General features: G+C 39.9%; 20 protein-coding genes. 15 read left to right on the forward strand and 5 right to left on the reverse strand.

Annotation, left to right across the window (positions count from 1 at the left end; genetic code table 11):
• Positions 1-76 precede the first annotated feature (76 nt).
• Positions 77-1,462: a hypothetical protein gene (locus O3617_RS00005; protein WP_371447907.1), complete on the forward strand. Its 1,386-nt coding sequence runs from the start codon at positions 77-79 to the stop codon at positions 1,460-1,462.
• 63 nt (positions 1,463-1,525) lie between these two features.
• On the opposite strand, the gene O3617_RS00010 is transcribed toward O3617_RS00005, so the two are convergent.
• From O3617_RS00010 to O3617_RS00020, 3 genes are all read right to left on the reverse strand, one after another.
• The gene (locus tag O3617_RS00010) at positions 1,526-3,082 is read right to left on the reverse strand and encodes a polysaccharide biosynthesis C-terminal domain-containing protein (RefSeq protein ID WP_371447908.1); all 1,557 of its coding nucleotides are present in this window, start codon (positions 3,080-3,082) and stop codon (positions 1,526-1,528) included.
• Between the two features lie 3 nt (positions 3,083-3,085).
• Positions 3,086-4,015: a class II fructose-1,6-bisphosphate aldolase gene (gene fba, locus O3617_RS00015; protein WP_371447909.1), complete on the reverse strand. Its 930-nt coding sequence runs from the start codon at positions 4,013-4,015 to the stop codon at positions 3,086-3,088.
• Between the two features lie 144 nt (positions 4,016-4,159).
• Entirely contained in the window at positions 4,160-5,080 is a 921-nt protein-coding gene (locus O3617_RS00020; protein WP_371447910.1) for an RluA family pseudouridine synthase, read from the reverse strand.
• Positions 5,081-5,225: 145 nt separating this feature from the next.
• On the opposite strand from O3617_RS00020, the gene O3617_RS00025 reads away from it, so the two are divergent.
• The 13 genes from O3617_RS00025 to O3617_RS00085 all read left to right on the forward strand — a co-directional run bounded on the left by O3617_RS00025 (position 5,226) and on the right by O3617_RS00085 (position 16,653).
• Positions 5,226-6,707, forward strand: coding sequence for a WG repeat-containing protein (locus O3617_RS00025; RefSeq protein ID WP_371447911.1), 1,482 nt, complete (start codon positions 5,226-5,228; stop codon positions 6,705-6,707).
• Between the two features lie 145 nt (positions 6,708-6,852).
• Complete coding sequence (locus tag O3617_RS00030) at positions 6,853-7,569, forward strand: hypothetical protein (RefSeq protein ID WP_371447912.1); 717 nt, start codon at positions 6,853-6,855, stop codon at positions 7,567-7,569.
• Positions 7,570-7,840: 271 nt separating this feature from the next.
• Entirely contained in the window at positions 7,841-8,335 is a 495-nt protein-coding gene (locus O3617_RS00035) for a YajQ family cyclic di-GMP-binding protein (RefSeq protein WP_301834660.1), read from the forward strand.
• 70 nt (positions 8,336-8,405) lie between these two features.
• The gene (cbiD, locus tag O3617_RS00040) at positions 8,406-9,524 is read left to right on the forward strand and encodes a cobalt-precorrin-5B (C(1))-methyltransferase CbiD (RefSeq protein WP_371447913.1); all 1,119 of its coding nucleotides are present in this window, start codon (positions 8,406-8,408) and stop codon (positions 9,522-9,524) included.
• Entirely contained in the window at positions 9,500-10,126 is a 627-nt protein-coding gene (gene cbiE, locus O3617_RS00045; RefSeq protein WP_371447914.1) for a precorrin-6y C5,15-methyltransferase (decarboxylating) subunit CbiE, read from the forward strand. The genes cbiD and cbiE overlap by 25 nt, the downstream gene beginning before the upstream one ends.
• A complete protein-coding gene (gene cbiT, locus O3617_RS00050; RefSeq protein WP_005376297.1) occupies positions 10,123-10,710 on the forward strand; it encodes a precorrin-6Y C5,15-methyltransferase (decarboxylating) subunit CbiT in 588 nt (195 codons plus the stop codon). The genes cbiE and cbiT overlap by 4 nt, the downstream gene beginning before the upstream one ends.
• Before the next feature lies 1 nt (position 10,711).
• Positions 10,712-11,473, forward strand: a complete 762-nt coding sequence (cobM, locus tag O3617_RS00055; protein WP_005376252.1) for a precorrin-4 C(11)-methyltransferase — start codon at positions 10,712-10,714, stop codon at positions 11,471-11,473.
• Positions 11,474-11,477: 4 nt separating this feature from the next.
• Complete coding sequence (locus tag O3617_RS00060) at positions 11,478-12,599, forward strand: cobalt-precorrin 5A hydrolase (RefSeq protein ID WP_371448280.1); 1,122 nt, start codon at positions 11,478-11,480, stop codon at positions 12,597-12,599.
• Positions 12,600-12,628: 29 nt separating this feature from the next.
• Complete coding sequence (cobJ, locus tag O3617_RS00065) at positions 12,629-13,318, forward strand: precorrin-3B C(17)-methyltransferase (protein WP_005376261.1); 690 nt, start codon at positions 12,629-12,631, stop codon at positions 13,316-13,318.
• A complete protein-coding gene (gene cobK / locus O3617_RS00070; protein WP_371447915.1) occupies positions 13,315-14,103 on the forward strand; it encodes a precorrin-6A reductase in 789 nt (262 codons plus the stop codon). Before cobJ ends, cobK begins: the two co-directional genes overlap by 4 nt.
• The gene (locus O3617_RS00075; RefSeq protein WP_005376263.1) at positions 14,090-14,755 is read left to right on the forward strand and encodes a precorrin-8X methylmutase; all 666 of its coding nucleotides are present in this window, start codon (positions 14,090-14,092) and stop codon (positions 14,753-14,755) included. Before cobK ends, O3617_RS00075 begins: the two co-directional genes overlap by 14 nt.
• A 120-nt stretch (positions 14,756-14,875) precedes the next feature.
• On the forward strand, positions 14,876-15,871 hold the full coding sequence (locus O3617_RS00080; protein WP_371447916.1) for a FecCD family ABC transporter permease: 996 nt from the start codon (positions 14,876-14,878) through the stop codon (positions 15,869-15,871).
• Positions 15,871-16,653, forward strand: a complete 783-nt coding sequence (locus tag O3617_RS00085; RefSeq protein WP_371447917.1) for an ABC transporter ATP-binding protein — start codon at positions 15,871-15,873, stop codon at positions 16,651-16,653. Before O3617_RS00080 ends, O3617_RS00085 begins: the two co-directional genes overlap by 1 nt.
• A gap of 69 nt (positions 16,654-16,722) precedes the next feature.
• On the opposite strand, the gene O3617_RS00090 is transcribed toward O3617_RS00085, so the two are convergent.
• Positions 16,723-17,664: an ABC transporter substrate-binding protein gene (locus O3617_RS00090; protein WP_371447918.1), complete on the reverse strand. Its 942-nt coding sequence runs from the start codon at positions 17,662-17,664 to the stop codon at positions 16,723-16,725.
• A 51-nt stretch (positions 17,665-17,715) separates the two neighbouring features.
• Entirely contained in the window at positions 17,716-18,717 is a 1,002-nt protein-coding gene (locus O3617_RS00095) for a sirohydrochlorin cobaltochelatase (RefSeq protein ID WP_371447919.1), read from the reverse strand.
• A gap of 412 nt (positions 18,718-19,129) precedes the next feature.
• On the opposite strand from O3617_RS00095, the gene O3617_RS00100 reads away from it, so the two are divergent.
• Positions 19,130-20,926 carry a ShlB/FhaC/HecB family hemolysin secretion/activation protein gene (locus O3617_RS00100; RefSeq protein ID WP_371447920.1) on the forward strand — a complete coding sequence of 599 codons (1,797 nt, stop codon included), beginning with the start codon at positions 19,130-19,132 and terminating at the stop codon, positions 20,924-20,926.
• The last annotated feature ends 17 nt before the right edge of the window (positions 20,927-20,943 follow it).

Raw genomic sequence — 20,943 nt, forward strand, 5'->3', positions numbered from 1 at the left:
CTATACAAGTAAAATTGATGAAATATAAAATAAGTGTTAAAATGATAAATAAATGTATGTATTTAAGGAGCGAGATATGAAGTTAAGACGTTTGTTAATACTGAGTTGTATTGGATTTATTGGGACTATAGGAGCATCTCAGGCCATTGAGGTTAACATCCCTGGAGCTCGCCCAGATATTGCGAAGGAAGCATATCAAGAATACCGCCTTCCCGAGGACGTTGCTAAACGAATTGATGCCTATCAGGAAATGCAAGTAAAAAAAATGGTGCAACGTCTACCAAATTATAATAATGAAAAATTAGCTGATGATATTTATTTGTCACAAGAATTGACTAGAGCGATTCATCATTCTAGAAGTGTATATATTATTACAGATAATGGAGCAGATGTTAAGTTTACAGGGCCTAAAGAAAGTATAATTGGGTGGTCTATTGATCCTAAATATTTCTCTCAATATCCTATTAAGAATGGTGGCATAACTATATCGGGAGTAGCTGATTTTAGTTATGAAACGAGACCTCAACCAAGAGGATCTAAGTGGGAAGATACAAATATAGAGTATGCAGATGTAAATCAATCTATTATACAGGATATTGTAAAAAAGAGTTTAGAAAAAGAAAAGACTGTACCTCGCTTTATTGATGGCGGTGTATTCACATATCCTGGTATTGAAAAAGCAACGTGGGATGTAATAGGCCTTGATGATCATTATGTAGTGGGGACAATCAATTTTACATTACCAAAAACACCTACTATTTCTTATCATATTGGTCAATCTCTAAATAAAGATATTATAAAAAATCATATTAAAGATGATACACAACAATCGATCTCTTATACAATGGGGCCATTGGCCAATTTTGTGTTGCCTTCGATTAAGCCTGCTAGCGATGTATTAGCATATACTGATCCAGTTAAAATGGGACCTTATACCTTTAGGGTATTAAAAAATAGTAAATTCAAGGAACATGAGGTCATAGGTCAAGCTGAATATGATGTGTATCTTTCAGGACGTATCAAAGCCGTACTAGGTAAGCAACCATTGGTCAAAGGTGTTAGTGTTGAAAAACAAAATATTTTATATAGCTACTTAAGTATGGTTGTTAATAATCATGGTTTACAAGGTCATAAACGATTACAGTATGCCACAGTTTGGAACAATGGTGTTCCAGCTTTATACTTTGAAGCTAATAAAGAAAATGTAACACTATTTGGAATGGTATTGTATGATAATCAATATGTCTATACATATTATTTATACAAACCTGATGATGTTCATGTAAGTAACTATAAATTGCGAGATGTGATTCAATATGTAGCTGCTAAACATAGTAAATCTTGGAATGATAAAGCTTTTGCAGGGGTTGGTTTTTCGCCATCTAGATTACAATTTATGAAAATACGTCAGAATAATAAAAATGTTGGTAATGATAAAACATTAAGTACTAGTAAAGAGTAATGTAATAGTTGATGTAAAATAAAAGAGGTTTAACACGTATGCGTTAAACCTCTTTTGTTATGCTTATCTAAAGAATCTACCAATGAGTGGCATGCTAGCACCATCGTTTTTATTAAGTCCTTTTAAGAGAACCATGATGATGACGTAGAGCAATAGGCCTTCGATACCGGTGAGTATGAAGTTAGCCCACATTGGTAAGATACTTGCTAGGTAGTGGTAGCTCAAGAAGATGAGTACACCCATGACACCGGCGCTGACCACGTTTTTCCAAAGTAGGGAAATATCAAGGAAGTAGCCTGTGTATTTTTTGATGTAAATCAAGTTGAGTAAGGCTGCAAAGCCGATGTCGGCTACGGTTGCCCAAGCGGCACCACCGATGCCGAGCCAAGGGATGGCCGTTAATGTCCAGTTAAGGATAACCTTGATGACAAGGGAAATACCCATATTGATAACTGGAATGCGCGGCTTGTTAAGGCCTTGTAAGATACCTGTTGTTACTTGGTGCACGCCGAGGAAGAAGATGGAGAACGCAGTGATTTGCGTTGCTAGTTCTGCTTTTGGCGCATTGTAAATCAATGTAACGGTCGGGGCCGCGAGTACATATAGTAGCACCGTAAATGGTACGGTTGCCATAAATGTTAAGCGCATAGAGCCTGCGGTACGGTCATAAATACCTTGGTGATCTTGTTTTGCAAAGGCATGAGAGATAGCAGGTACGATGCTTGTAGCAAGGGCCGCCGTAATGATGGTTGCCAAGTTGATGAGCGGTACCGCCATACCTGTAAGGTAACCGAATAGCTCTGTTACTTCGTTCATCGGGAAACCGGCATCTAATAGTCGGCGTGGAACGATGAGCAAATCAAGATTTGCCGTCAACGGTAACATGATGCTGGCTAAGGAAATCGGAATGGACAACGATAACAGTCGCGATAAAATTTCTTTAGCCGATTCGCGCGGACCATTATAGCTTTCACCAGTACTACTAGCCTTAGGCAATTTGTAGTAATAGTACAAGAGCACGAGGAAGGCACCAAAGGCACCGACGCCAGCACCTAGGCTAGCACCGCCAGCTGCGGCTGGTAGGCCATATGGCAATAAGATGGCCGCTGCACCGAGCATGACGATAACGCGCAATAGTTGTTCTATGATTTGGCTGACCGCTGTTGGGGTCATCATTTCATAACCTTGGATGTAGCCGCGGAAACAGGAAATCCACGTTACAAAGAATACTGCCGGAGCAAGTGCGATGATTGAGTAATAGGCACGGCTTTCAGCAATGAGACCGCTGGAGATAAGCCAATCTGCGCCAAAGTACATGGCCAAGCTGGCGATAAAGCCCGTAATGGTCAGCATTGTGAAAGAAATATTGAATACTCGCTTAGCGCCACCAAAGTCGTGTAATGCTAATCGTTCTGCCGTCAAAATAGAGATGGCAATCGGCACACCTGCGCTCGAAATTTGTAATAGTAACAAATAGATAGGAAAGGCCATCTGGTAGATTCCGATGCCTTCCCCGCCCAAGATACGGGAGAGAAGAATCCAGTTGATACTACCGATGGCTTTCACTACGAAACCGGCAATGGTTAATATTAAGGTTCCTTTTAAAAATCCACTAGCCATAGATTATAGTTTGTGAGAAGAACCTAATACATCTTTAATTTTGTGAGCTACCATGCCTTTAATAGCGTCACGAGCAGGTCCTAAATATTTACGAGGGTCAAATTCGGATGGATTTTGGGCCAAGTATTCGCGTACAGATGCAGTCATAGCAAGGCGAAGATCGGTATCGATGTTGATTTTGCAAACTGCCATTTGCGCTGCTTTGCGAAGCATTTCTTCAGGTACGCCTTGTGCGCCAGGGATGTTGCCACCAAATTCGTTACATTTTGCTACGAATTCAGGCAATACGGAGGAAGCACCATGCAATACGATAGGGAAGTTAGGTAATAATTTACCAACTTTTTCCAAACGGTCAAAGTCGAGGTATGGAGTGCCTTTAAATTTATAAGCACCATGGCTTGTACCGATGGCGATAGCCAAGGAATCAACGCCTGTTAATGCTACGAATTCAGCAGCTTGTTCAGGGTCTGTGAAGCGAGCGTCTGCATCGGATACGTTAACGTCGTCTTCAACGCCAGCCAAACGACCAAGTTCAGCTTCTACTACAACGCCATGAGCATGAGCATATTCAACAACTTGTTTCGTAATTTTTACGTTTTCGTCAAAATCGTGGTGAGATGCGTCAATCATAACAGATGTGAAGCCACCGTCTACGCAATCTTTACAGATTTCAAAAGAATCGCCGTGGTCAAGGTGAAGAGCGATTGGCAAATTGCTATCTTCCAATGCTGCTTCTACAAGTTTTACAAGGTAAATGTGTTTTGCATATTTACGAGCACCTGCAGACACTTGCAAGATAAGAGGGGATTGTTCCTCTTTTGCCGCATCGACGATACCTTGTACGATTTCCATATTGTTAACGTTGAAAGCACCTACTGCGTAGCCACCTTCATAAGCTTTTTTGAACATTTCCGTAGTCGTTACTAATGGCATGTTGTCCTCCTTGGCTTTATAGCCGATTGTATGTATTTAGAAAGTATTGTCATCAACTTATGATGATACATATCTATTCATTGTTAGTATATCAAGAAACGATATAAAGCACCACAATTTTATATGCTTTTCTAGATGAATCTGTCATAGATGCAGTAAATTTTCCATATCCGTTGGCATAGGGGCACGTAGTTCTATAAATTCCTGTGTCATAGGGTGTGTGAAAGCAAGATATCCGGCGTGCAATGCTTGTCGATTAATATAATCTAAATGGCCACCATATAAATCGTCACCAGCTAGGGGAAATCCTACATGAGATAGGTGAACTCGAATCTGATGCGTTCGTCCTGTATGCAGTACACATTGCACATGAGTGAGAATCTGTCGGGTGTTCACATTCGTATCCATTTGTACAGGCTGGGAAACGATGTTGCGTGTAAGTACCGTCACATCTGTACGAGCTGGTTTGCCTATTAATGTGCAACACCGTTCGATGATGCTACCTGATTTACGTCTAATGGGCCATTTTATGGTTAGCGATTGACTTGGCATAGCGCCTTCAACGATAGCATCATAGACCTTTTGAAATTTCGTGTGTTGCTTATCAAAGGCGTGTTGTACCACCGATGTCTTAGCGATGATGACGATGCCCGATGTGTCCTTGTCGAGTCGATGGACTGGGTGAAAGTCATGAGCTTGCTCGGTTTCGTCATAATAATAAAGCACGCCATTTGCTAGTGTTTCATCGCGTACCGTTGAGGTAGGATGCATAAGAATACTTGCGGCTTTATTAACAGCGAGGATATATTCATCTTCGTAGACAATATCCAGATTCATCTTAGTACGTGAAAATTCTTGTTCTGGAGATAACTTCATAAGTAGATGATCTCCGCCATGGACAAGGGTATCCCATGTAGCTGGTTGTCCATTAATAGTTATGATGCCATTATTTTTTAGGCGCCGTCGCATGCGCTGTGAAATATGCTGTTGTTTTATAATATGATTCATTGATTGCGTGTGTACATTAAAATCTACAATCAAGTCGATTATCGTTGCTGTTTTCATAGGTCCTATTATAGCAAAAAAATAATAGATGAAGAATTTTTAAAATTTATTGTATATATAAAGGCCTATATAGTATAATTTGTACTAATAATTGTTTATATATTTTTTATATGTATAGGCCTTTGAGTAATAAGAGGAGAGATTTATGAAACTCAACAGAAAATCTTTATTAGTTGCATGTGTGTTGGCGGCTATGTCTACAAGTGCATTTGCAGCATCTACTAAATCAAGTGGTGCAACTGTATCTGTTGGTGTAGGGCGATTAGGTGATTATGTAGCCGTACCAATTATTGGAACTCCTCAAAAATTAGCACCAGAAGCATTTAAGTCTCTTCAAGCAAACATTGATGAAGCTACTGAAAGTAATAGTGGTCTTATTAAACTTGGTCAATTAGCTAAGGTTAAGCAAAATGGTAAATGGGGACTTGTAGGAACCAATGGTCAAGTTTTGCTTGACCCACAATATAAAGAGTTGGAGCCATCTTATGTTGAGGACGGAACATACTTCGTAAAGTCAAAGAAAATTTTAGAACATATTAAAGTAGATGGTACCGTTTTATCAAGTGGTAAAGATGCCTTAGATGAACAGGTTAAACAAATTATCGATAATCATGATGAGACTGTAAACAAGAATCCCAATTCATTAAACCATAAGGAAACATATGCAAGTGATTCTTATACGGCCGTTTCTGTAAAAGGAAAATGGGGTTTTAATGATGCATCAGGTAACACTGTAATTGCACCACAATTTAAAGAAGTATATACAAAATTTAGTGAAGATCGTGCTTTTGTAAAAGATGCTAAAGGTAAAACTGTAGCAATTGATGGCACAGGTAAGACTGTATTTGAAGCACCATCTAATGATATTGATGCATATGATGATGGATTGGCAGAATTCCGACGCCATATAAGCAAGTTTAATCTTGGGGGCTTGTTGAGTATGGCTGTAGGAATAACCCTTAGTAATCATGGCGGAATCTATTATGGTGATGCATGGAACCCTGTATATGATGGTGTAAAGCGCGGTTATATTAATCGTGATGGTAAAATTGTTATCGACAGTAAAAATGATGCAGTTTGGCCAATTACTGCCTATGGTACACTTGTGAAAAACCAAGGACTTATTGGATTTGTAAATCGTGAAGGTAATTATATTATTCAACCAGGTAATTATGATTTAGGCGAATTTAGTGATCTTAATGGATTGTTAGTGCTTATCAATAAAGATAATAAAAAAGCGGGTGTATTTGACGTGGATACAGGTAAACAAGTTATTCCGTTTACCTATGATTCTATTAGATTTGTAAGCTTAACTAATATGGTTGTCGTGAGTGGTGATACTAAACAGTTAATCGATATGACAACAGGAAATGTCATTTTGACTACATCCAAAGATATGGGGATAAACAAATTTAGTGGACCATATACTTGGGTACATAAGACTTCTAGTGATTATAAGCTTATTGATGATAGTGGTAAAGTATTATTTAGTGATAACACAATCACTTCTGCAATGCCCGTTAAACATGGTTTTGCTCCGGTAAAATCTCAAGGTAAGTGGGGAATTGTAAATCTTCGTGGTGAGTGGATTGTACAACCACAATATGAGGATATTGAAATTTTATAGAGCGTAATGTTATAAAAGTTTGTGTATTTGTTATCTTGATATATTATGTTGCTTAAAAATAAATGAGTAATTCATTAATTTTTCATAATGTGCTATACTGTAGTCATAAATTAACTTGTGAATGTATTTGCTTTTGGAGGAATATATGAAAACATCTAAAGCATTATTAAAACTTTTAGTCGTAGGTTGTCTTAGTGTTTCTTGTGCATTGCCACTAACTGCTTCAGCAGAAGATACAAGTACACCAAGTGTGACTCAGGAATCTGTAGTTAAGACAGAATTACCATCTGGAGTTAATCGTATTCAGTTGTTAAAAAGTGGTGAAAATACGGCAACTGTAAAGGCATCATCTGTTGTTGCTGGACATGCGTATATTCCTAAAGATACAAATATCAATTTAGAATTAATCGATCCTATTAGTTCTAAGAAAAGCAAAGAAGGAAATACCTTTAGATTAAAGACCATAGAAAATTTACTGATTAATGATGTAGTTGTTATTCCAGCAAATCAAGAGGTATTAGGCACAATTACAAAAGCAAGAAAAAATGGTATGCTTGGACGCAAAGGTCGTTTAGAGTTTAAAATTGATAGCATTAAGACTATTAATGGTGTAAATGTTCCATTAACTGCAGAAGTTAAAGGAAAAGGACATTCTGATAATGGTGCAGTTGCTGTTGCTGCAGCAGTAAGTTTGGTTGGCGGCCTATTCATGAAAGGAACTAATATTTATTATGAACCAGGCCAAAAATTTGTAGCAGTTGTATCTACTGATACAGATTTAAATACAACCGTGGAAGATTTGCCTACTGCTATGAATCCAAGTAAGCCTACTGGTCAAAATATTGTTTTACCTGTTAAATAAAATATAAGTAGTATTGATACCCAATGGTGATAGATTTTAAAATATTACTATTGGGTATTTTAGTTTATTATGTAAAGATAATAGATAGAAAGATAATCATTGTATTTAGATTAATGAAAAATCATTATAATCCAATGGCTTGAATTCCTAGTAAATATTGATAATTTACGATATAATTATATAGATGTATTCTATTCAATGAATACGTGGATGATGATGAAAATAATGCGTGAACCCCATGCCCAACGGGTTCAGGTGTAGGAGGTATAAAATGGCTAAAGATTGTTCCTTTGACGTTGTATCCGAAGTGGATATGCAAGAGGTGGATAATGCGGTAAACCAAGCGAAGAAAGAGATTGGTACGCGTTATGATTTCCGCGGTTCTAAAGCGGAAATTAGCCTTGAAGGTGATACCATTAAAATCATCGGTGATGACGAATATAAATTGAATGCTATTATCGATGTATTAAAAGGCAAAATGGTTAAACGTAATGTAGCGGTTAAGAACCTTGATTTTGGTAAGGTTGAGCCTGCTGCTGGTGCCACTGTACGCCAAGTGATTACTATTAAAAAAGGCATTACAAAAGAAAATGCTAAAGAAGTAGTAAAGGCAATCAAAAATATGAAGCTTAAGGTACAGGCGTCCATCCAAGAGGACCAAGTGCGCGTATCTGGCAAGGATAAAGATGATTTGCAAGCGGTTATTCAAATGTTAAAACAATTGGATGTACCTGTTGAATTGCAATTCGTTAACTTCCGTTCCTAATTATATAAGCATAAGAGATAGAGTTAGACTGATTCATTGAATCGCTAACCCTATCGGTGTAGGAGGTGCTATGAGAGTAGAGGACATGAAGGGCGGTTATACGACCGGTTCATGTGCTACGGCAGGCATGAAAGCAGGTTTGTTGGCCCTCTTAGATCACGATATTGTGGACAAGGTTGTCATCGAGAATCCGCAAGGTCAATTCATTGAGGTGCCTATTAAATCTGTAGAAATCATATCCGAAACAGAGGCAAAGGCGACTGTCATGAAGGATGGCGGTGACGATCCAGATGTGACCCATGGTAATGATGTGGAAACATCGGTAACCCTTGATGACACAGGCAAGCTACGTTTTCGTGCTGGCTTTGGTGTCGGCACGGTTACGAAACCAGGTCTCGCAATGCCCCCTGGACAACCTGCCATTAATCCGGGTCCTAGAACGATGATGAAACTTGTATTTGAAGAGTTTTGTACGCATGGACAAGGTGTGACAGTAACCGTCAGCGTTCCTAATGGTAAGGTGCTGGCTAAGAAAACGTTGAACCATACGCTTGGTATCGAAGGCGGTATATCCATTATCGGTACGACGGGTATCGTTAAGCCGATGAGTGAAGAAGGGTTTAAGAATTCCCTCGTGCCTCAGTTAAAGGTGATGAAAGCCAATGGCTGTGAAACAGCGGTTCTCGTACCGGGGCGGATTGGTCAAGACTTGGCAGAGCAAGTGCTAGGCATCCATAAGAACCAAATGGCTGAAACCAGCAACTTTATTGGATTTATGCTTGAACAAGCGGTCCATATTGGCTTTAAACGAATCTTGATTATCGGTCATATCGGTAAGCTTATTAAGCTTGCCAGCGGTAGTTTCCATACCCATAATCGCATGAGCGATGGACGCATGGAAAGTATTGTGGCCTATGCAGCCCTTGAAGGTGCATCACAAGCTGTTTGTGAAGAGTTATTTAATTGCCAAACTACAGAATCTACGTTCCCTATCTTAGAGCGAGAAGGCCTAACTGGTGTATACCAACGTGTAGTAGATCGTGCATCCATGCGCAGTGAACGATATATTGCCAATGAGGCTGAGGTAGGTATTATTATTACCACCTTAAAGGGTGAGATTTTGGCTATGGATAAGCATGCAAAAGAGATAGGAGAGCTAGAACATTGGCACATACCTTGTATATCGTAGGCATTGGCCCAGGCAATCCTGATTATGTGGTGCCTAAAGGTCTTAATTTAATTAAACACGCCACCGTTTTGGTAGGTAGCGAACGTTCCTTGGAGGATTTTCAAGAACCCGGTCAGATTACATATCCTGTAACGGGAAAACTAAGCTGGGTATCCGAACAAATTGAACGTGAACTTCACGACCATGATGTTGTGGTTATGGTCAGTGGCGATACGGGCTATTATAGCTTGTTGCCATATTTAAGAAAGAAATTCCCTACTACACATATCGAGGTGGTGCCGGGCATTAGTTCCATGACATTTGCCTTTGCACGCCTTAATGAAGTGTGGCATGATGCGGATTTAATGAGCTTTCACGGACGCCAACCAGCGCCTGAAAAGCTCGTATATGAAGCGGGAAAAAAGATGGGGTTCTTAACGGATCCTGAATATAATCCAGCGCATATTGCGCGTATTTTAATAGATGCAGGATGGCCAAAAGACACGAGAGCAGCAGCCTTAGAACGTTTGAGTTACGATGATGAAAAAATCGTAGACTCTACCCTAGAGGTATTAACGGAGCTCGAAGGCTTTGGACATTCTGTTATGGTGGTACTAGGATGAGACATTTTTTCGGAATTCCTGATGAGGAATTTATACGCGGTGACGTGCCGATGACGAAATGCGAGATTCGCAAAGCCGTTATGAATGAGGCACGCATCGAAGAAGATAGCATCGTCCTTGATGTGGGGGCTGGTACAGGTTCGATTTCTATCGAAGCAGCCTTAGCCGCACCTAAAGGTCATGTATATGCTATCGAACGTTTTGATAAAGGCATTGAGTTGATTCATGAAAATATGAAGAAGTTCAATGTAAATAATATGACTGTTATAAAATCCAAGGCTCCAGAAGGTATGGAAGAGTTACCTGAGCTTGATGCGGTTATTATCGGCGGTAGCGCTGGTGGTATGACGGGCATTATGGATGAAGTACAACGGTTGTTAAAGGTAGGCGGTCGCCTTGTTGTAACGGCGGTGACGATGGAAACGGGTTATACCATTTTAAAAGAGTTGAAAGGTCGTCCTTTTACATACGAAGGGTACCAAATGTCCATTAGTCGCTATCGTAAGGCTGGTCCATATCATTTGTTGGACCCATTGAGTCCAATTTTTATTGTATCTGCAACGCGTATCGCAGAAGGAGAGTAATATGGTTGACGTACATATCGTAGGCGCAGGCCCTGGGGATCCAGAGCTTATTACGCGAAAAGGTTATCGTTTAGTGCAAGAGGCCGACGTTGTCATCTACGCCGGTTCCTTGGTAAACCCTGCTATTCTAGAGGCTTGTAAACCAGGTTGTGAAATTCATAACAGTGCCACTATGAATCTTGATGAGGTATTGGCTGTTATGAAAGCTGCCGTGGCAGATGGCAAAAAGGTTGTTCGTTTGCACACTGGTGATCCAGCCATTTATGGTGCCATTCAAGAACAAATGGATGCTTTGGCTGGCATGGGCATTACCTATGAAGTGGTGCCTGGCGTAAGTTCGTTCCTTGCTACTGCAGCAGCATTAAAACAAGAGTACACATTGCCAAATGTATCTCAAACCGTAATCATTACGCGCATGGAAGGCCGTACACCAATGCCTCCAAAGGAAAAATTACGTATGTTGGCGGCTCATGAAGCGACCATGTGTATCTTCCTAAGCGTTCAAATGCTAGATAAGGTAGTGGCTGAACTCATCGAAGGCGGTTATGATAAAACAACACCTGTAGCTATCGTGGTTAAAGCGTCTTGGCCTGACCAACGCATTATCCGTGGCACATTGGAAACCATTGCGGACATCGTGGCTGAAGAAGGCGTATTGCGCCAAGCTATGATTGTAGTAAGCCATGTACTTGATAGCGAATACGAATTATCTAAGCTTTACGATAAGGGTTTTGCTCACATGTATCGTAGTGCTAAGGACTAGTGTGATGAAAGAACTAGAATCTGATGCGCCTATGACAGGAGCAAAGAAGAATAGGATAGCTATTCTTTCTGTGTCTGAACGCGGTGCAAGGCTGGGGCAACGCGTCAAGTCTTTGGTAGCGCCTCATGCGGACTGTTATGAAAAGGAAAATCGCCCCTCTGGTGGTGAGGCTATCTATTTTGATTCTCTCAAACATCATATAGGACAGATTTTCAAGGATTACGATCAAGTGTTATGCATTATGGCACTCGGTATCGTAGTGCGCATGATTGCACCGTATATTGAGCATAAATCCAAGGATCCTGCCATCGTCGTAATGGATGAGACAGGTCATCATGTCATCAGTTTATTATCCGGTCACCTTGGGGGCGCCAACGAATGGACGCAGTCCATTTCGCTGGCCATCGATGCGGACCCGGTTATTACAACTGCGACGGATGTTAATGGATTGCCAGCGCCTGATGTGTTGGCGCGCCACGAGCATCTATTGGTCGACGATTTTCACACCTTGGTAGATGTAAATTCTGCTGTTGTGGCAGGTGAAAGCGTCAACTACTACATCGATGAAACCTTAGTTGATGCTGAGCGGTTGCGAGATACAGTTGCAATACATATTGGTATGCATGGCACTGTTCAGTTAGTAGATGTATTTACATTACCTGAGACGGATGGCATTCGTCGTGTTGTGATTACTGATAAGATGATTCCTGAGTATACAGAGCAACTTATCTTACGCCCTCGTACGTATACGATGGGGATTGGTTGTCGTCGAGATACACCAAAGGAACTCATCCTCGATGCCATTACACAATCTCTGCAGGCACATAAGCTTTCACCAAAAAGCATCGTCACAGCCGCATCGGTTATCGTGAAACAAGATGAAGTTGGTCTATTAGAGGCCGTAAACGAATTAGGGTGGTCTATCCATTTCTACACACAAGAAGAGATAGCACCTGTTATAGAAGAACAGGATTTAAAAGAATCCACATTTGTAAAAGGAACAATAGGAGTAGGAAACGTATGCGAGACAACAGCATTACTAGCGGCCAAGAGCCAAACATTAATACAGCACAAAACGGTGTATCCCAAAACAACGGTAGCCATTGCACAGGTAACATCAAAGTAATCGGCATTGGACCTGGGGACGCTGAATTTATGACACCGCAAGCACGGGAAGCGATTTTAGCGGCAGACCGTGTAGTAGGTTATTTAACATATCTTGATTTGATTAAAGACCTTATCGCAGGTAAACAAACGGTAGGTACTGCGATGATGCAAGAAGTGGATCGTTGCCAACAAGCTGTTGATTTGGCTGTAGAAGGTCATCAAGTAGTGGTTGTATCCTCTGGTGACTCCGGCGTATACGGCATGGCCGGCCTTGTACTAGAACTTGCTAATAAAGTACCAGCAGATAAACGCCCTTCCGTGGATATCGTACCAGGTCTTAGTGCTGTAAACGTAGCAGCCTCTGTATTGGGCGCACCTTTGATGCATGACTTTGCCGTTATTTCCCTTAGCGATTTGATGACACCTTGGGATTTAATTAAAAAACGTGCAGATCTTTGTGCACAAGGGGACATGGTTATTTCCTTGTATAATCCACGCAGTAAAAAACGCGTAACTCACCTAGATGAAGTGCGTGAAATCGTTCTTAAATACCGCGACCCTAAAACACCTGTAGGCATTGTGCAAAAAGCAGGCCGTCCAGGTCAACATATGGTCATTTCTGATCTAGAAAACTTCACAAAAGAAGAAGTAGATATGCAAACACTTGTTATCATCGGTAACAGCCAAACTTATGTTGAAAATGGTCGCATGATTACACCTCGAGGGTACAAATTATGATTTGGGTCATCGCTGGTACCTTGGATGGTCGTACCCTAGCGGTAGATATCCAAGAACGGACTGGTGAAGAGGTGCTTGTAACGGTCGTGAGCCAATATGGGGCGGAACTAGCTGCCCATGAAGGGATTACGGTTCATACAGGCCGCCTCGATCAAGAGGCTATGCAACAGTTGATTAAGGAGCACAATGTGCGCCTACTCATCGATGCAAGCCATCCTTATGCGGCTATTGTGACTGCTACGGCACAAGATGCAGCAAAGGCGGTGGGCATTCCTTTTGTTCGGTTTGAACGAAAAGAAGTGCCATTGCCAGACTATGATAAATTGCATATTGTAGTGGATGAAACAGAAGCAGCTAATTTAGCAGGTAAATTAGCAAAGGAAAACAACAACCATGTGTATTTGACCACTGGTAGTAAAACGATGCACATCTTTGCTAAGTCTGAAGCTTTACAAGACTGTGAAGTGTGGACACGCATTTTGCCAACTGCTGAGGTGTTGCAAATGATGGAGGACCTCAATGTGAGCCCTAAACGTATCGTTGCCGTACAAGGTCCATTTTCTTACGATATGAACCGTATTATGTTCCACGATACAAAGGCGAGCGTTGTGGTTATGAAAAACTCTGGCCTTGTAGGTGGAGCCGATACGAAATTACAGGCTGCCATCGATCTTGGCATCCACATTATTGTTATCGATCGTCCGCGGGTAACATTAGAATGCCCTGTGGTATCATCGAATGATGAATTTTTCAAATTATGGGAGGACACTAATGGATTACGTTAAAAATCCTAAAGCCATTGAAGATAAAAGTATGGAAATCATTTACGATTACGTAAAGGATTTGGGGTTAACAGATGATGAAGTACGCGTTGTATCTCGTACAGTTCACGCATCTGGTGACGTTGAATATGCTCAACTCGTAAAAATGAGCCCTGATGCTGTTCAAAAAGGTATTGAAGCATTAGACAATGGTGCAGATATTTACACTGATGTAGAAATGGTTCGCACAGGTATCTCTAAGCCGGCCCTTAAACTTCGTGGCAATGAAGTACATTGCTTAATCAAAGATGAAAACGTAGCTAAAATGGCTAAAGAATTGGGCGTAACACGTTCTATCGCCGCTATGCGTACATTTGGCAAACAATTAGAAGGCCAAATCGTTGCTATCGGCAATGCGCCAACTGCATTGTATGAAGTATTGCGTTTAGCTCTTGAAGAAGGTATTAAACCAGCTCTTATCATCGGTATTCCTGTAGGCTTTGTTGGCGCTGCAGAATCTAAAGATTATTTGATGGAAGTATCCCCAGTTCCTTATATCACTGTAAAAGGTAACAAGGGTGGTAGCCCAATTGCAGCATCCGTATGTAATGCATTGCTTTACACAGATGTAAAACGCAACGATATGCTCTTCGTAGAAGGCAAAGAATCTAAATAATAGTAAACCCGAATCGTTGCACACTGTTTGGCGATTCGGGTTTTACTGTATCTATTATGAGGTTTATATGTAACATACGGGTGCTGATAGCACCATGTATTGTTGAAAGGAGAGGTTTCTATGAACTCTCTGAGTGAACGAAAATTATTTCGATTATCAGTTATCATTTTTTTAGTTATCGCTGTTATCGCTAGCATGATTATCTCTCTAATTTGGGGCTCCACACCGGTGTCACTATCGGAGATTTGGCACACTTTGTGGTCTAGTGAACTAACAGATACTGCATCGCAAATTATTTGGAATATTCGGTTGCCTCGTAATATTGTTGCTGCATTAGTTGGTGCTTGTCTAGCCGTATCGGGAGCTATTTTACAGGCTGTTATGAAAAACCCGTTAGCGGACCCACAAATCGTAGGTGTTTCGTCTGGTGCTGGACTTGCTGGTGTCATCATATTTATTCTTTTCCCTGGTTATGATCATATCGTTCCTCTTGTAGCTTTTGTAGGTGCTATGGCTGCGGCCCTAATGGTATATGCTCTGGCTTGGAAGAATGGTGTACGACCAAGCCGTATCATCTTAGCTGGTGTTGCAGTGGCTGCTTTTTTAGGATCTGGTATTTCCGCATTACTTGTATTCTTTGGCGATCGTGTACAGGGGGCCTTACTTTGGATGGTAGGGGGACTTGCCGCTCGCAGTTGGCCTCAAGTAGAGGTTTTATTTCCATATGCTATAATAGGTCTTATTTTTGCCTGTCTAGGTGCTAAACGCCTTACTATTTTAAGTTTAGGTGATGAAACAGCAAAGGGACTAGGTCTTAAGGTAGAACAAACACGATTTATTATGACTGCCGTTGCTGCTCTATTAGCGGCGGGTGCCGTTAGTATTGCGGGCTTAATCGGTTTTGTAGGCCTCGTTATACCTCATATGTTGCGACTCATCATCGGCAACGATTATGCGTATTTGTTACCTGGCTCAGCCTTATTAGGCGCACTCGTCCTTGTTGTTAGCGATACGGTAGGACGTGTCATGTGGAGTCCAATCGAGGTACCTGTTGGTATTATTATGGCATTCTTTGGAGCGCCATTCTTCTTGTATTTATTGAGGAGGGATAACTAATGAATACGGCTATAGAAGTAAAACAGTTATCCGTAACTCTCGGTAATCGTCAGATTCTACATGATATTAATGTATCGGTTCCTGTCGGAAAAATTACGACCTTGATAGGGCCTAATGGTTGTGGTAAAAGTACGCTCTTACGGTCTATGATTGGCTATATCCATAGTCCTCGCGAATGTGTAACAATCTTAGGAAAACCATTACAGTCCTATTCACAAAGTGAATTGGCACGGCAGATGGCTTTTTTGCCACAGGTGCCTAATATGCCAAAGGATATGACAGTAGAAGAATTGGTATATTGTGGACGATATCCATACCAAACATGGTGGAAGAATACAGCCAAAGAAGATCGAGAAATTGTCGACTATGCCTTAGAAATTACTAAAACAGATCATTTGCGGTATCAACTAATTCCATCTTTATCGGGTGGTGAGCGACAACGCGTTTGGATTGCTATGGCGTTAGCACAACAACCAAAGTTGTTAGTGCTAGATGAACCAACAACATACTTAGATATTAACCATCAACTAGAAATCATGGAATTATTAAAGCGATTAAATGAAGAACAAGGTTTAACCGTACTGATGGTACTCCATGAATTGACACAAGCTGTACAATACTCTCATCATATGGCTATTATTAAAGAAGGTCATTTAGTAACCTCTGGTGAAACGAAATCAATTATTTCAGATGATTTATTTAAAAAAGTATTCTCTGTAGATGTACAGATTGATACGTTTGATCAAAAACAATATGTACGGGTAAAAGGTTTAGTTAAATAATTTAAACTAATAGTAAGAAAGAGGGCATTCCCAAAATGGGGGATGCCCTCTTTATCTTTATAAGATATGCTAGAATGTTACATTAATACCATATGCTTCTTTCACTAAACGAGCCATAGCCTCAGGTGTTTGTAGACCTGGGTTAAGTAGGAATAGTTTAGATGGTAAGTAAATGACACGATTATTTTGTACAGCCTTAAGATTTGCCCATGCAGGGTTATCTGTCATAGCTTTCTTCATGGCCTTAGTAATTTCTTCTTCTTTACCCATGGTAACGACAAAGATAATATCAGGGTTATCAGCGGTTAATGTTTCAAGAGAATACGGTACCGTTTTATCCTTAGTTGTGCCATCTAGGTGAGATGTTACCACATTTGTCATACCTAATTCTTTGACCATAGATGCAGTTACTGCTTCGTCGGTTTCCGCAGTTACACCTTTACCTGTAGCACGTAATACAGCAACACGTGCAGGTTGTTGGTTTTTAATGGCATCTTTTACCTTTTGAATGTTACTTTCATAGGTAGCAATAACGGACTTAGCCTTATCTTGATGGTTTGTTAACTCTCCAAGAAATGTTAGCATAGGCACATTATCCTTGATGCCATCGTAATTGAAAAGTACGGCTGGAATATTGTTAGATTGTAATTGAGATTCATATTTATTATGTTGGTTTTGTAGACCCAATACCACATCTGGTTTTAAACCTAACAATTGTTCCATGTTGATATTAGCTGTTTGACCTAATGCAGGTAATGCTTCTAAATCTGGAGCTAATTTATCGGTTGTGCTAGCACGGGAGATAGCCTTGCCATCAACAGCATATAGCATGGATAATACAGAGTTTGAAAGAACAGCGATGCGTTGAGGATCTTTTGGTACAGTGTAGGTTTCACCATTAAAGGTAAGTTCCTTCGTAGTAGCAGAAGAGCTGGATGTGGATTTACCACACCCAGCTATTGCTAGTACGATCATGACCAAAGCTAGACTACAGAGTAGTAATTTTTTCATGATGTACTCCTATGTACGTTATATAACGATACTAGTTAAATTGTAGATTGATTATTTTTGTAAAGCGTCCCAAGATTCGTTAGCACGTTCAACGAACAAGTTACGGATGTTAGGGTTTTCACCTAAGCCATGGATGTAAGTGTCAACTTTGAAGCCTTCTTTTTCAAGGATGGATTTATGGGATTCTGGTTCATTACCAGCCATGTCATTGTTTGCATGGTCGCCTGCAACCATCATGAATGGCATCAATGTAACGTGCTTAATACCATGTAATTTTAATTGAGGGATAACTTGTTCAAGATTTGGAGTACCTTCTACTGTGTAGACGAATACATTTTTCATACCAAGAGTATGGATACGGTCTTGAATTACAGAATAGTAAGCATTGGAAGGATCTGGAGTACCATGAGCCATGATAAGAAGACCGTCTTCTTTGCCTAATTTAGGGAATTGAGATTGAACAGCTTTTAATGTTTCAATAACTTGGTCAGTTTGGTTTTCTTGACCCATCCAGTACATAAGAGATGTACCAAGTGTCATTTTTTTGAAATTATCTTTGTACAAATTATATACTGCTGCATCGTAGTTGTATTCCATACCAGGAATTACATCAAGGGATGCTAATGCAACGCGAGTGTAACCGTCTTTTTTAAGGTCAGCCAATGCTTCTTCAGGAGTTGGGTAAGTAATACCTTCTTTTTGTTGGATACGATCACGAATAATATGGCTTGTGAAAGCTGTAATTACTTTTGTGTTTGGATGAGCTGCTTTGATAGCATCTACAGTTGCATCGATTGTTTTAGCACGAGTATCTTTGTATGTAGTACCGAAGCTCATAACAACCATAGCATCTTTGTTTGGCAAGTTTTGTAAAGCTTCAGTATTGTGTGTACGAACACCGATTGCAGAAGCTTCTTTTAATGCTGGAGTAGGGTCTTTTACTTCAGGATTTAATTGGTATGCAGCGTGACCAAGTACAGGAGCACCAAATGTTAATGCGAAAGCCGCCAATGCAGCAGAAACAGTTAATGCACGTTTTTTTACACTAATCATAAGTGAATCACCTCATTAAACAACATCATCTGACTATGCAGACATAACTATAAATCTATAATTAATCGTAGCAACCTAGAATATAGATGTCAATAAACCCCATACCTGTACACGTATAAATAATACACCTGGTTTTTTATAAAAAATCATAATAAATGAGGAATAATCCTATGTTTTATAAAAATATTCTTATTGGTTATGACGGTATAATTATAAGTAATTCGATGTTTCAGTAGGATTAATCATTTGGTTTTTGTAGTTTATGTGGAATTCTAAAATAAATATATATTAAATAAAGGTGTACTGTTTAGAGGTAGTGCACCTTTTTTGCTAAATCTTTTATTGACTTTCAAAAAAAAAAACATAATAAAATATAAAATATAGGTTTATGTTTTATTTAGAGAGGAAATATATGATTAAGCGAGCGGTACTTTTGTATCTAGGGCTAGCATGTGTGATACCTTTACAGGTACATGGTGCTAATCCTATAGACACACAAGAACAACTAGATAGAGCAAGAGCTAGTCAAGAAGCGAGAGAGGCACGATTAGGAGAAGAACGGATACAATGGCAACATATATCATCTAATACAGACGGTAAGACACCAAGACCTGCATCAGGACCTATGAGTGTTTCGCCGTCTTTTTATATTACGCAGATACGGTTAGCTGAAGAAGGCGAACACTCAAATTCTTCGATAGATAATTCTGCGCCATATAGTACGAGACTGATTAAAGGTCCTTTATATTATCAATCAAAAGGTCAGGATATATTACTTGATGTTCCTCAGACATTCTCATTTCTGAGAAAAGAAATAAAACCTTATATTAATCGAAAGTTATCTATTGAGGATATTAATGGGTTATCTACTCAATTAAATAATTCATTATTATCTCATGGTTTTGTTACATCTAAAGTGGGAATTCCACAACAATCCCTTGCCACGGGACTATTACAGTTTAATTTACAAATTGGGAGGATTGAAGCTGTTACGTATCAGCCAGATTTACCCCATTTACCTTGGCATAATGCATTTCCATTACGAGAAGGGGATATATTAAATATTCGAGATATTGAGCAAGGCTTAGAGCAGATGCGACGAATTGGATCCCAATCAGTAGCTGTTGAGTTAGAAGCTGGGTCAAAACCGTTATATTCTACTATTATATTGCAAACGTCTAAAAAGCCTCCGATTCATGGTATGGTGTCTATTGATGATTCTGGATTAAAAGATACTGGAAAACTACAGTGGACGACCTCTATAGGCATTGATCGATTATTCAATGCTAATGATACCTTTCAAGTGAGTTTAAATCAGGATGGTGCTCGAGATGGCGAAGTTAAGGGTACTAAAAACCATAGCATTTCTTACTCGATTCCACGGGGGAAAGATACATTTTCTGTTTCATATAGTAATATGAAATATCATCAAACGGTAAATACTATGGCCAATCCATTTATTAGTTCTAGTCGAGCTAAGACATTTAGAGGAACATGGAATCATGTATTTCATCGCAGTCGAACAACTAAACGGAGTTGGGATATAACGATATCTAAACGTAATTCCAAGAATTATATTAATGATGTGGAAATCGAAGTACAGAGAGCGAATACAGCATCATTGGAATTTGGACTTTCAGAACGACGGTATCGTAAACAAAATACTATCTTTTCTCGTGTCGCTATAAAAAAAGGTGTTGGTTGGTTTGGATCACAACCTGATTATGGCTATGGTGCACCAACAACGCGTTATACACAACTATTATTAGATGTAGATTATCAAATGCCACGTACATGGGGCCACCGTCCTGCAAGTATGACAACATCATTTCATGGGCAATGGACATTAGGTGGTAAGCAATTATACTCACGAGATATGATTAGCCTTGGCAATCGATATACCGTACAAGGCTTTGATGGTGAGCATACGTTGATGGCTGAGAGTGGTTGGTATATGCGAAATGAAGTAGCTAGTTATATACCAAAATGGAAATCAAGTATATATGCCAATATAGATTTTGGTGCCGTATACGGGCCTAGTACCGATGTATTGACAGGTCGGTTTATTGCCGGTACAGCCATTGGTATGAGAGGCCAATTTAAGTCTGGATTATTTTATGATGCCTTTGTTGGTATACCGTTATATAAACCGGAAGGTTATAAAACAAATCATATAACAGCAGGATTCCAAGCGGGATTTAGATTTTAGTAAATTGCTGTCATATC

It is taken from the genome of Veillonella sp. 27098_8_77 (genome assembly GCF_041431535.1).
GTDB lineage: Bacteria > Bacillota > Negativicutes > Veillonellales > Veillonellaceae > Veillonella.